This window comes from Bacillus sp. AFS088145 (genome assembly GCF_002564465.1).
Taxonomy (GTDB): Bacteria; Bacillota; Bacilli; order Bacillales; family Bacillaceae_G; genus Gottfriedia.
This window is the reverse complement of the sequence record NZ_NUUX01000009.1, coordinates 207,323-219,283: the sequence shown is the minus strand read 5'-3', so window position 1 is coordinate 219,283 and position 11,961 is coordinate 207,323. Positions and strand designations below refer to the sequence as shown.

At 33.3% G+C, this 11,961-nt stretch carries 13 protein-coding genes; 6 read left to right on the top strand and 7 right to left on the bottom strand.

All coding sequences use genetic code 11. The annotated features are described in order from the left end of the window. Positions 1-464 precede the first annotated feature (464 nt). Positions 465-893, top strand: a complete 429-nt coding sequence (locus tag COI44_RS07070; protein WP_098427284.1) for an ASCH domain-containing protein — start codon at positions 465-467, stop codon at positions 891-893. A 312-nt stretch (positions 894-1,205) separates the two neighbouring features. Continuing rightward, on the top strand, positions 1,206-2,327 hold the full coding sequence (locus COI44_RS07065) for an IS110 family RNA-guided transposase (RefSeq protein ID WP_218926912.1): 1,122 nt from the start codon (positions 1,206-1,208) through the stop codon (positions 2,325-2,327). A gap of 243 nt (positions 2,328-2,570) precedes the next feature. On the opposite strand, the gene COI44_RS07060 is transcribed toward COI44_RS07065, so the two are convergent. The 3 genes from COI44_RS07060 to COI44_RS07050 form a co-directional block, all read right to left on the bottom strand. Beyond that, complete coding sequence (locus tag COI44_RS07060) at positions 2,571-2,831, bottom strand: hypothetical protein (protein ID WP_098427283.1); 261 nt, start codon at positions 2,829-2,831, stop codon at positions 2,571-2,573. Positions 2,832-3,007: 176 nt separating this feature from the next. Beyond that, positions 3,008-3,148: a VanZ family protein gene (locus COI44_RS24515; protein WP_286163803.1), complete on the bottom strand. Its 141-nt coding sequence runs from the start codon at positions 3,146-3,148 to the stop codon at positions 3,008-3,010. A gap of 158 nt (positions 3,149-3,306) precedes the next feature. Then, positions 3,307-4,728, bottom strand: coding sequence for a SpoVR family protein (locus COI44_RS07050; protein WP_098427282.1), 1,422 nt, complete (start codon positions 4,726-4,728; stop codon positions 3,307-3,309). A 772-nt stretch (positions 4,729-5,500) separates the two neighbouring features. Between COI44_RS07050 and COI44_RS07045 the strand changes: the two genes are divergently transcribed. After that, positions 5,501-5,758: a YhdB family protein gene (locus tag COI44_RS07045; protein ID WP_098427281.1), complete on the top strand. Its 258-nt coding sequence runs from the start codon at positions 5,501-5,503 to the stop codon at positions 5,756-5,758. Positions 5,759-5,799: 41 nt separating this feature from the next. Here the strand turns inward: COI44_RS07045 and COI44_RS07040 are convergent, their stop codons facing one another. Further along, on the bottom strand, positions 5,800-7,524 hold the full coding sequence (locus COI44_RS07040) for a phospho-sugar mutase (RefSeq protein WP_098427280.1): 1,725 nt from the start codon (positions 7,522-7,524) through the stop codon (positions 5,800-5,802). 172 nt (positions 7,525-7,696) lie between these two features. Between COI44_RS07040 and COI44_RS07035 the strand changes: the two genes are divergently transcribed. Then, on the top strand, positions 7,697-7,909 hold the full coding sequence (locus tag COI44_RS07035; RefSeq protein WP_056471273.1) for a DUF1540 domain-containing protein: 213 nt from the start codon (positions 7,697-7,699) through the stop codon (positions 7,907-7,909). A gap of 48 nt (positions 7,910-7,957) precedes the next feature. Here the strand turns inward: COI44_RS07035 and COI44_RS07030 are convergent, their stop codons facing one another. Continuing rightward, on the bottom strand, positions 7,958-8,824 hold the full coding sequence (locus tag COI44_RS07030; RefSeq protein WP_098427279.1) for an SDR family oxidoreductase: 867 nt from the start codon (positions 8,822-8,824) through the stop codon (positions 7,958-7,960). Positions 8,825-9,008: 184 nt separating this feature from the next. Here COI44_RS07030 and COI44_RS07025 point away from each other — a divergent pair, with 184 nt between their 5' ends. Together COI44_RS07025 and COI44_RS24045 are read left to right on the top strand one after the other, a co-directional pair. Further along, the gene (locus COI44_RS07025) at positions 9,009-10,310 is read left to right on the top strand and encodes an NCS2 family permease (RefSeq protein ID WP_098427278.1); all 1,302 of its coding nucleotides are present in this window, start codon (positions 9,009-9,011) and stop codon (positions 10,308-10,310) included. Positions 10,311-10,498: 188 nt separating this feature from the next. Beyond that, entirely contained in the window at positions 10,499-10,642 is a 144-nt protein-coding gene (locus tag COI44_RS24045) for a hypothetical protein (protein ID WP_179887037.1), read from the top strand. An 8-nt stretch (positions 10,643-10,650) separates the two neighbouring features. Here the strand turns inward: COI44_RS24045 and COI44_RS07020 are convergent, their stop codons facing one another. Further along, on the bottom strand, positions 10,651-10,908 hold the full coding sequence (locus tag COI44_RS07020) for a hypothetical protein (RefSeq protein WP_142329237.1): 258 nt from the start codon (positions 10,906-10,908) through the stop codon (positions 10,651-10,653). A 16-nt stretch (positions 10,909-10,924) separates the two neighbouring features. After that, a complete protein-coding gene (locus COI44_RS07015; protein ID WP_098427276.1) occupies positions 10,925-11,797 on the bottom strand; it encodes a patatin-like phospholipase family protein in 873 nt (290 codons plus the stop codon). Between the last annotated feature and the right edge of the window lie 164 nt (positions 11,798-11,961).

Below are 11,961 nucleotides of genomic sequence, written 5' to 3'. Positions count from 1 at the left end.
TTATATTTTCAGGATAGTTATATAGGAGATTCAATCTACAAACTATTGCTTTTTTTAGTTTATTGTACTTTTGGAAAACTAACACTTCGGTTATGTTTAATGTGAACTCTTGTTTACTCTCTACGTACTGTATTATGCGTAAGCCTAAATGTCTTTTTCTAGTAATTGATTCATCAGAACTTTTTTGAGTTGACTGCGGCGACTTGATTCTACAAAAAGGTATTTTCCTTTACACATTTGCATTAAGAAAAGCAAAAGAATTTTTAAAAATTGCATTGAATAACGTTTATTTCATTTGGATATTTTATGGAAGTATCATAAATTCAGGAGGCAACACATCAAAGCAGTCACGTACCAAGGTCATTCTAAAACCATAATTAAAAACAAGAAGAAAAGCCGTACTCTTCGGAATACGGCTTTTTCCATATGATATATATTATTTATAAGGAAGTGTAATTACATATATGAAGGTACTTTCAATGATTCAACCTTGGGCCAGCCTTTTCCTTTTTAATGAAGCACAATACGAAACAAGAACATGGAAAACTAAATATCGTGGTCCATTGGCGATTCACACAAGTAAAAAAATAGATAGTAATGTTTGTAATAACAATGCAATTCAGCATTTGCTTAGTAAGCACGAGTTGAATAGGAGCAATCTACCAACCGGCATGATTATTGGTGTCTGTAATCTTATTAATTGTTTAAAAGTAATAGAAGATACTCAAGAAAGTGCAGTATTGGAAGATGGACGTATTGTTTCAGGAAATGACTACTTCTTAGGAGATTTTAGAGTAGGGAATTATATTTGGGAAGTTTCCAATAAAGAAATGTTAATCGATTTTATACCAGCTAAAGGGAAATTAGGTTTATGGGAATACGATATAAATTAGTTGTTTACTTCTGGAAAAACACACTAATAATGCGTTATCGCTTAACAGTGAATATTTTCAGTATGAAATTTTATTAATTGTATTGTATATATTAGAGAAATCTTCTTTGCCGACCATCCTACTATATAGTGAAGAAGAGGATGATTGATTTATGATCATCCCTTTTGTTCTTCAATTAAAGCTTGCGTTAGTCATAATGAACGAAACGGCTCCTTTTGCTTAGCGTAGGTTGCACTTGGCAATAATGGGAGTTAAGTAAAAGCCTACCCATTCCAAATGTAGAGCTACAAACAAAAAGGAGCCGTTTATATTATGAAGGATAGTCAAAAATTTATTGATTTAGACGTTTCAAAGGACATTATTTCTGTTGGTTTTGCTGAAGAAGGACGTGGAGAACCACGATTTCACGGTAATATTCAAAACACACCTGAAAGCATTCGTAAACTTTTCAAGAAGTTAGGCGATCCAGAAAAACTACTAGTTTGCTATGAAGCAGGTTCATGTGGGTATTGTATTTACCGTCAGCTTTTATCAATGGATATAGAGTGTATTGTCGTTGCACCTACTCTAATTCCGAAAAGAGCTGGTGATCGAGTAAAAACAGACCGTCGTGATGCACTAAGACTAGCTCAACTTCTTCGAGCTGGAGAGCTAACTTCTGTTTGGGTACCTGATGAAAATCATGAAGCTTTAAGAGATTTAATTCGTGCTCGATTTGATACTCGTGAAGATTTACAAAGAGCACGTCAAAGACTTGTTCACTTCTTACTACGCCATGAAATTCGCTCACCTCAAGGTGTTAAAAATTGGACAGTCAAATATCGTACTTGGTTGAATACACTTACTTTCGAAAAAACTTCTTTACGTATTGTATTCCAAGAATATCTTCATTCTATATTCGAAGTTGAGGAAAGGATGAAACGAATTGAAGCACAGATTCATGAAGAAGCAATAAAAAGCGAACATGCGCCTGTCATTCAAGCACTTCAGACCTTAAGAGGAATAGCTGAGATTACGGCTGTAACACTAGTCGCTGAAGTTGGGCAATTTTCTCGTTTCTCAAATCCAAGGCAACTAATGTCCTATGCAGGACTTGTTCCGAAAGAATATTCTAGTGGATCAAATCGTTGGCAAGGTTCGATTACCAAAGTTGGAAATTCACATATCCGACGTTCTTTAGTGGAAGTTTCTTGGTCTTATCGCCATCGTCCATCACTAAAAGGTGAATTAAAAAAGAGACAAATTGGTCAACCACTCGAAGCACAAAGAATTGCCTGGAAAGCTCAACACCGTCTTAATTTAAAATACAGTCGAATCACTGCTAGAGGGAAAACAGGTAAATTCGCAGTAGTCGCACATGCGCCGTTAGATCGATGCAGCTCCGTAACGGATAAAATGAAATGTGGTAACCAACCCACGCATATCAGACTGTAAATCACCGTTAATTAATTTGCCTTCGTGCCAAGCTTTTAAGACATTATCTTTTCTTTAGAAACTAAAAATATCTACTATTATAAAGTTGTCATTCACAGACTTAGAAAATCTAATTTTTAAATTCTAGGTTGGTAGTCCTAATTTAAGTCTGTCTAAAAATTGAAAAATCTCTAAATTAAAACCTTTTTGGTTTGGTGGTTTGACAGTTTCGTTCATATCAGTTGCATAAGGTATTTAACTTTATTATCCAAGATACCTAATTTTATTTTGATCTTTTTTCGCTCTAATAACTATTTTTGCTGTTAATTGCTCTGGGTTGTCATATGTTAATTGAACTTCTTCAAAAAGTTCATTAATCATTTCTTCAAGATTTCCCAATGTAACTGATTTTGCAAGATTTTTTGTTCTTCCTATTTCATAGTTTTTATATGCATCATCATAACCATCTACTGTTACTTCACCAACAGCACTTATTTGAATTTCTACTTTAATTTGATCTTCCATTTTCAATTCCTCCTGATATAGATTAGAACTTATATTCCTTACTACGAGGTCTGATGATCGTAGCTCAAAGTCTTATGTAACTATCGTTTAATCATATTTTTGTTATAAATCAGTGGTTATTTTTAGTTGGTTTTTCCTATTATTAATTAATTCAATGAGTTTAATTGGTATATAACCTAATAACCTCCAAGAGTATTTAAAATTAAATCATCAATGTCAAAACTTCCAAAGTCAAATAATAGCTGAATTAATTCGTAAGTTAAACTTAAACTAAAAGTTGCAATTACAATAACTTTAAAATTTTTGAACCTTTTCAATAATATTGGAAGGATGAAACCAAAAGGTACAAAACCTTAATGTTTCCAACTAAGTTTGTAATCCTAATATTTAAATTTATGTCAGCTAAAAACAAATAATAAATAAAAGAATTTTATACTTTCTAATCCATTAAGAAAACCACCTAAAAAAGGTGGCTTTAAATATACTTCCGATGAATATTCTTCCCATCATAACTAAACAACACTGACTTATTCTCAATATTCGTTTCTAAATGAACCCCTCTACCCCACAACTGATGAATATAAGGCATTACCTTCTCAACATACTTCACATCAAGTTCCATATGCTCATAAGAATGCCTCAAATAAAGCTCACCATTTTTTAAATAATCGCCTTCTTGAACTACTATATAAGGGAATCCACCATTTACCCGACTAACGACAAGTTGATCTCTTACATTCTCCCATGCCTTATCTGTAACTTTATATTCCTTACCTTGTCGCTGGAATAGATACATATCTTCACGCATGACAAGATCTTTCGTTAAGTAGTTTCGTATAAATGAACTATCAGACTCTAACTCTCGTACTTCAAACATCTTTTCTCGACCGCTGCCAGGTTTAACACCTAACTCTATCATTTCTTTGCTTGGATTATTATATCGCTCTTCAATATCTTCAAACATTCTTAGTCCTAAGTAATATGGATTTATGCTTGTTTTTGATGGTTGAACAACACCTGCATTTAGTTTTGCGTATTCAATTGCTTCATTTGAGTCTAGATTTAGTTCACGCATGATGCGTATGTGCCAATAACTTGCCCAGCCTTCATTCATAATTTTTGTTTCAAGCTGTGGCCAGAAATAAAGCATTTCTTCTCGTAGCATAGTCAGGATGTCACGTTGCCATTCTTCTAGTTCTCTGGAGTACTCTTCGATAAATAAAAGGATATCTTTTTCAGGTTGTGGTGGGAATTGTTTACGTTTAATTGGGATAAGGTTTGAATCATTTTTCTTTTCTTTACTTTGATCCATATTCCATAAATCATCATATGGAGTAACTCTTTTTTTCTCTTTTATTGGAAAATCAGTTTCTAAATCATAAGCTAGTTTTGGTCGCATTAATGATGGATCAATATGCTCTTGAATTGAGAGTACTGCATCTAGGAAATTTTCTACTTCTTGTTTTCCGTATATATGTTCATAGTGTTTAATTCGTTCAGCAGTAGCTGCCATACTTTCAACCATATCTCTCTTCGTGTTTGAGAAACGAATATTATTTTTAAAGAAGTCACAGTGAGCTAAAACGTGTGCAACGATTAATTTATTTTGAACAAGAGAGTTTGTATCTAATAAAAACGCATAACATGGATCAGAGTTGATTACCAATTCATAAATTTTGCTTAACCCTAAATCGTAATGAAGCTTCATTTTATAAAACTGTTTTCCAAAGCTCCAGTGGGAGAATCTTGTAGGCATACCGTATGCGCCAAATGTATAAATGATATCTGCAGGACAGATTTCATAGCGCATTGGGTAAAAGTCTAGCCCAAATCCTCTCGCAATCTCTGTAATTTCGTCAATAGCATATTCCAACGCTCTATAATCACTCGCCTTCATCACACTCTCCTCCTGTCTCTTCTTATATTATTCTATGAACTGAAAATTGAATTAATGTAAAAATAGTCATATCTCTACTATATTCATTTGCCTAATTCAAAATTTTTTTTAATCATAAACACAAAAAAACGTATGAAAAAAATTCATACGGTAGTTCATTTTATTTGTACAATATGATTGATATAACTCCATTTTTTGAATTCTTTTATTTTTGATTAAGAAAAATAGAAAATGCAGTTTGGATTACATAGTTTCTCCAGTATTGCTTATTATTTTAAGCTTATTATCCCTGTTTCTAATAAAAGTATACTTTAAGTTTTGGAAAAGATTTTATCTGATCCTGGGGGAAGTTTTCGGTTTAATGGCAGTAGTCGTAATTAAATCCGGAATTGCAATTAAACTCCAGGATCACAATTAAATTCCGAGAAACGCAATTAAACTTTGGGAATCGCAATTAAATTTCGGGAATCGCAATTAAATTCCAAGGCAAATGCAAAAAAACAGTAATTAATATATTTTGGCCCTTTTTCATCCTATTTTGAATTCCATTTAACTAAATTGAAGCCATTTCTTTAATAATTTGTTCAAAACCATAAAGTATTTCTAAAATACGAAAAATCACATCACTTTACTTCCGGTTTTCCCTATCGGTCCAGCACTTAACCATCCTATTTTTACCTAACCTCTACCGTAACCTTTTGTTAAATTCTCTCATGGCTAATTAATTTTTTTCGCCATAAACTATGTGTACCCTCTAAAAAGGAGGTTCACAATGCAAGTACAATCCGATTATGATTTAGCATTGTATTACACTTATTGTTGTCAATGGGATAAGCTTCTCGTGTTAATGGTAAATACGAAAGACGAACTTTTTTCAAAGCGTATCGAACATTTTCTACATGCTTTTAAATACGAGAGGGACTTAGCGATCATTGATGAAAAACTAAAAGGTATGTTCCAACATATTGAGCATGCTACTAGGGAAGAAAGCATTGAAGAACAATCTTTCATTTCATCATTAGAGCTTTAACTAAAATAAATGAAAAGAGCGACTAAATAGTCGCTCTTTTTTTAGACTAATACTTCAATTTTTTCCATAAATGCTTGTTGTAAACTATCCAATTTTTGGATACTATTTTGACGGGATTGTCCAACAATTCCAAAGTAGAACTTGATTTTTGGTTCAGTTCCAGATGGGCGTAAGCATACCCATGAACCGTCTTCAAGTTGATACTTTAATACATTTGATTTAGGTAGAAGTATTTGTTCTTTTTCTCCTGATTCTAATGTCGTTTTCTCTTGAAGTTTATAATCTTCAACTGTAACAACTTTTAGACCATTTATATCAACAGGAGGGTTTTGACGGTAATTTGTTAAAATCGATTGGATTTTTTCTGTACCTTCAATCCCTTTTAATGTTAGTGATTTTAATCCTTCTAAGTAATAGCCATATTGCTCATATAGGCTATTTAGGCCTTCATATAAAGTCATACCTTTTGTTTTATAATAAGTAGCTATTTCTGCAGCAAGTACTGTTGCTTGAATTGCGTCTTTATCACGTACAAATGGTTTAATTAAATAGCCATAGCTTTCTTCATAACCGAATAAGAATGAGTATTCGTTCGTTTGCTCATATTCTTTAATTTTTTCACCAATAAACTTAAATCCAGTTAGTGTATCGATTGTTTTAACACCGAATTTTGATGCGATTACTTGACCAAATTCAGATGTAACGATTGTTTTAAGTAATAGTGCATTTGAAGGTACATCTTGTTGGCTTAATAAATAATGAAGCATTAATGCTCCTGTTTGATTACCAGTTAAGACTACATATTCACCGTTTTCATTTTTCGTAGCGATTCCTAATCGGTCAGCATCAGGGTCAGTTGCAATTAATACATCTGCATCAATCTCTTTACCGTAACGAATTGCATATTCAAACGCTGCGTGTTCTTCAGGATTCGGTGATTTTACAGTTGTAAAATTCGGATCTGCTTTTGCTTGTTCCTGAACAATTGTTACATTTTCAAAGCCAACTGCTTTTAATGACATCGTTGCAGGTAGTAATGCTGTACCATGTAATGGAGTAAAGACAATTTTTAAATCCTTACCATGTTCTTGAACTAAATCGTTGTTAACAACAACACTTTTTAGTTGCTCTACATATAATTTGTCCATTTCTTCATCTAATCTATGTATTAAGCCTTTTTCAACTAATTCTTTTTCAGAAGATACTTCAATTTCTAACTCATTTTCAAATGAATTAACGTATTCAATTACTTGATCAGCAGCAGCTGGAGGCAATTGACCACCATCATCACCATAAACTTTAAATCCGTTATATTCAGGTGGATTATGACTAGCCGTAATGACAATTCCACCGAAGCAGTTTAACTCACGTACTGCGAATGATAATTCTGGTGTAGGACGTAATTCATTGAATACATACGCTTTAATACCATATGTTGCAAGTGTTTTAGCTGCTTCCATTGCAAACTCAGGACTTTTATGGCGAGAATCGAAAGCAATTGCAACTCCACGATTTTTTGCTTCTTCTCCAAAGCTTTCAATATATTTTGCAAAACCAGCAGATGCTTTACGAATAGTATAGATGTTCATACGATTCGTTCCAGGTCCGATTTCTCCACGCATTCCACCAGTTCCAAATTCTAAATTTTGATAGAAGCTTTCCTTAAGTATAAGGTGATTATTCTCAAGATTGTTTAATTGTTCTTTAAGTTCTTGATCTAATGTCGGTGATTGAATCCATTTTTCATAAGTTGTTTCCCAATTCATTTTGTTCTCCTCCTATACTTAATCAGAGTTCAGATTCGATAAAAGTCTTAAGAACTCCTTCTATATAACAAAAGTTTACAATATTCTCACTAAAATTTCTATAAATGCACTATTTTAAATCTGAATGAGATTGCAAAGTATGTAGAAAATAAAACTAAAGGAGGGCGAGTTCATGCCAGAAATTAGATGTAGTGTTGCAAATTGTAATTTTTGGGGGCAGGGAAACTTTTGCCAAGCAGACTCAATTCTTGTTCAAACCGAAGCATACGAGTACTCAAATGACTTTGATTTAACGATTCAAAATGCAGTCTTAGACGGTGAGATAACTACTTCTGCTGTACATAGTGGTGAAACTTGCTGTCATACATTTCGACCTAAATATTAATGAAATGGTGCCATTTACATTTTTCGTAAATGGCACCATTTTATTAGTTTATCCGTTCACAATTACTCCACCATTTACATGAATGATTTGTCCTGTAATAAAGGAAGCTTCATTGCTGGCTAAATAAAGATATGCCGGTGCGAGCTCTACTGGCTGTCCAGCTCGTTTCATTGGAGTTGTGCTACCAAACTTTGCTACTTCTTGTTCGTCAAAACTTGCTGGGATCAATGGTGTCCAAATTGGCCCAGGAGCTACACCATTAACACGAATTCCCTTTTGAGCAAGATTTGTAGAAAGTGAACGAGTAAATGTGACAATCGCTCCTTTCGTCGCAGAGTAATCCAATAATTGATCATGTCCTTTATAAGCAGTTATTGACGCAGTATTGATAATAGAGTCCCCTTGCTTCAGATGTGGAAGGCAAGCTTTTGATAAAAAGAACATTGAAAAAATATTTGTTTCAAATGTTCTTTTTAATTGCTCTTCCGTAATGTCTTCCAAATTCTTTTGTGGATATTGAACAGCAGCATTGTTCACTAAAATGTTAATTTTTCCGAAGGTTTGAATTGCATTTTGAACGATTTGTTTACAAGCTTCCTCTGTTCTAATGTCACATCTCATTATTTCACAATTTCCACCAAAATCATTTATAAATTTCTTTGTATCTTGTGCATCAACATCCTCGTCGAAATACGGAATAAAAACTGATGCCCCTTCTTTTGCAAAAAGTATTGCAACTGCTCTTCCAATCCCACTATCTCCCCCAGTAATAATGGCTACTTTTTCCTTTAATTTACCACTTGGTGTGTAGTTTGGATCATCTGATATCGGTATTGGCGTCATTTCCTTTTCGATACCTGGTTGCTTATTTTGATGTTGCGGATTAAATTTAGTCGGAAACTGTTTCTGATTCATTTACGACATCCTCCTTTTAAATAATTCAGATTTAGCATACCCAAATCATACTTTTAGGAATACTAAACATAATTGAATTCGATAAAAGAGGTTAATCTAATAAAAAAACTTGCACTTTCACAATAAAACGAATATTATTAATAACTGTTGAGTTTATCATTCGTATTTTACAAGGAGAACTATTATGTTTAAATTAAAAGAGGCTAACACTACCGTTAAAACAGAAATTATAGCCGGCTTTACTACTTTTTTAACTATGGCTTATATAATTATTGTTAACCCTATCATATTATCTGCGGCTGGCGTTCCATTCGACCAAGCATTTACTGCAACAATCATAGCAACTTTAGTCGGAACATTATTTATGGCATTGTTCGGAAACTACCCAATTGCAATTGCTCCCGGAATGGGAATGAATGCATACTTTGCCTATTCAGTTGTTTCAAAAGCACATGGCATTTCGTATCATTTAGCATTCTCAGCTGTATTTATTACAGGTATTTTATTCGTTATTCTATCTTTAACAAAATTTAGAACTCATTTAATAGAAGCAATTCCAAATACATTAAAACATGCAATTAGTGTTGGAATTGGATTATTTATCGCTTTTATAGGCTTACGTCTTTCAGGTATAATCGTTGCTAACAAAGATAATCTTGTAGGATTAGGCGATCTTCATTCTCCAGGAGTAGTTCTTACTTTAGTCGGAATTGCAATTACAGTTATCTTATTTGCCTTAAATGTAAATGGAGCTTTATTCTTTGGAATGGTTGCAACAACAATCATTGCGGGATTTGCTGGAAAATTACACATTAAAGGAAGTATTTTCTCTTTACCTAAATTACCTGAGCATATCATTGTTGATAATCCAATTACAGCAGCTTCAGATGTCATTCATTATGGACTATATTCGGTTGTCTTTTCATTTTTATTAGTTACAATTTTTGATACGACAGGTACATTCTTAGGTGTAGCTTCACAAGCTGGTTTATTAGATAAAAAAGATGAAAAACGTACTGGTCGTGCGATGCTTTCTGATTCATTCGGTACAACAATTGGAGCTATGTTTGGTACTTCACCTACAACAGCTTATATCGAATCTACAGCAGGTGTTGCAGCTGGAGGTAGAACAGGTTTAACTGCACTAGTTGTTGCATTACTATTCGTTTTTGCAGCATTCTTTAGCCCACTTGTTAATTCAATTTCTGATGTAGCGGCAATTACATCTCCATCATTAATCGTAGTAGGCTGCTTAATGATGGGTAGTGTTCGTCATATTGAGTGGGATAACTTTGAAGAAGCATTCCCAGCATTTCTAGTTATTATCACAATGCCACTTACATCAAGTATTGCGACAGGTATTGCTCTTGGGTTTATTACCTATCCATTATTAAAAGTTGTGAAAGGGAAAGCTAAAAATGTTAAACCAGTAATTTATATATTTGGTATTTTATTCTTAATCCAATTGGTTTTCTTCCCACATTAATAATAAATATTTTAAGGCACATAATCTTTAAAAAGATTAATGTGCCTTTTTATTTTTTATTTAGGTACTAGCCTTTCCTTGATGGGACATCTATGCATATTTTGTTTATGTAGATTATTCAAGGAGGTGTTCTACGATGTGGAACAACCAAGATCAAGTCAACATGAACTCAAGTAGATGTAGACGTAATGACTGTGATTGTGACGATTGCAGAAGAAGAAGTTGCGATTGTGATGATTGCCATCGTGATCGTTGTGATTGCCATAACCATGATTGTCATTGCAGATGCAGATGCTGTTGTACTAGAAGGAAACGTAACTGTGGCTGTATGAATCCGTGTTTAGGTGTCGATATGGTAATGTTTGAAATGATGATGAAAAACATGATGAACAATAATAACAACAAAAATAATAATAATAATAATAATAATAAGGATTAATCTATTTTCTCCCTCCCCCATAAAAAACAACCTGAAATTAGCAGGTTGATCAGACTGCTGACAAACGCTCGCTTTCTCAGTTGTATCGCTTTTATAACATGCTTCGTACTCTGAAAGACTAGCGTTTTCATTCAGACTGAATAGTTTAATTTTCAACAATATTAAAACGACCTGATTAACAGGTCGTTTTTTCATATGATATAAATTCTAAAATTTGTTCACGAAGTCGCTTAGCATCTTCATACCCTTCTTTATAAAGCTCTAATAAACGACCTTTATTTCGTTCAATTCGTCCAACCTTTAACTTTTGTACAGGACGAATGACTAATATATTTCCAGCTTTTTCTTGCTCCTCAATATATTCTAACTGCTTATTATAAACTTCATATCTTTTTAGTACGGCCTGAACAAGTCCGGGATAATCTTTATACTTTTTTTGCAAATACCAAGTTCCCTTTGAAGGCTTTTTACGATAACCAGCATTTCTAGTTAAAACAACTATATTTTTACGATTGCCATCCGCTTCAGATTTACCGATCGGAATCGGATCTGCAATACCACCATCCATCAAGAAATGATCATTAAACTTAATGATTGGAGCCATTAACGGTAAAGAACTTGATGCCCGAATAATATTTAACATATCTGTTGATTCTACAATTTGATCTTTATCAAAATAGACAGGCTCTCCTGTAATACAATCAGTCGTACCAACTACAAATTTTTGCTCAGCATTATAAAAAGAATCAAAATCAAATGGATCTAACTCATTAGGAATAATATCAAATAATAAGTCCATGCCAAAAAGCTGCTTATTACGAATTAAATTTTTAAAAGAAATATAATCTGGATGCTGTAAAAATTCCGTATTTACTCGTTTATTACGACCATGTTGTTTTGATAAATAAGAAGTACCCATACAAGCACCCGCAGAAACACCTATCACATAAGGAATTTCTATATTTTGTTCTAGAAAATAATCAAGAACACCAGCAGTATAAATCCCTCTCATTCCTCCACCTTCGAGAACTAAGCCCATTCCATTCATTTTCACAGCCCCCCTTTTTTCAAATTTTTTTGGACAATCTATTTAAATATTTTATTATATGAGGTGGTGAAAGGGAAGAAATTAGAGTTGCGTGCTGGATAGGGTGATCAAATCTTAGTTGCTTGATTTAGCCTTTAAAGTGATATTAAATTCATTGAAGCTGC

Excerpts from the sequence above, each read along its gene's own strand:
- COI44_RS07070 (WP_098427284.1), top strand. The coding sequence starts at position 465 with ATGAAGGTACTTTCAATGATTCAACCTTGGGCCAGCCTTTTCCTTTTT.
- COI44_RS07065 (WP_218926912.1), top strand. The coding sequence starts at position 1,206 with ATGAAGGATAGTCAAAAATTTATTGATTTAGACGTTTCAAAGGACATT.
- COI44_RS07060 (WP_098427283.1), bottom strand. The coding sequence starts at position 2,831 with ATGGAAGATCAAATTAAAGTAGAAATTCAAATAAGTGCTGTTGGTGAA.
- COI44_RS07050 (WP_098427282.1), bottom strand. The coding sequence starts at position 4,728 with ATGAAGGCGAGTGATTATAGAGCGTTGGAATATGCTATTGACGAAATT.
- COI44_RS07045 (WP_098427281.1), top strand. The coding sequence starts at position 5,501 with ATGCAAGTACAATCCGATTATGATTTAGCATTGTATTACACTTATTGT.
- COI44_RS07040 (WP_098427280.1), bottom strand. The coding sequence starts at position 7,524 with ATGAATTGGGAAACAACTTATGAAAAATGGATTCAATCACCGACATTA.
- COI44_RS07035 (WP_056471273.1), top strand. The coding sequence starts at position 7,697 with ATGCCAGAAATTAGATGTAGTGTTGCAAATTGTAATTTTTGGGGGCAG.
- COI44_RS07030 (WP_098427279.1), bottom strand. The coding sequence starts at position 8,824 with ATGAATCAGAAACAGTTTCCGACTAAATTTAATCCGCAACATCAAAAT.
- COI44_RS07025 (WP_098427278.1), top strand. The coding sequence starts at position 9,009 with ATGTTTAAATTAAAAGAGGCTAACACTACCGTTAAAACAGAAATTATA.
- COI44_RS24045 (WP_179887037.1), top strand. The coding sequence starts at position 10,499 with ATGACTGTGATTGTGACGATTGCAGAAGAAGAAGTTGCGATTGTGATG.
- COI44_RS07015 (WP_098427276.1), bottom strand. The coding sequence starts at position 11,797 with ATGAATGGAATGGGCTTAGTTCTCGAAGGTGGAGGAATGAGAGGGATT.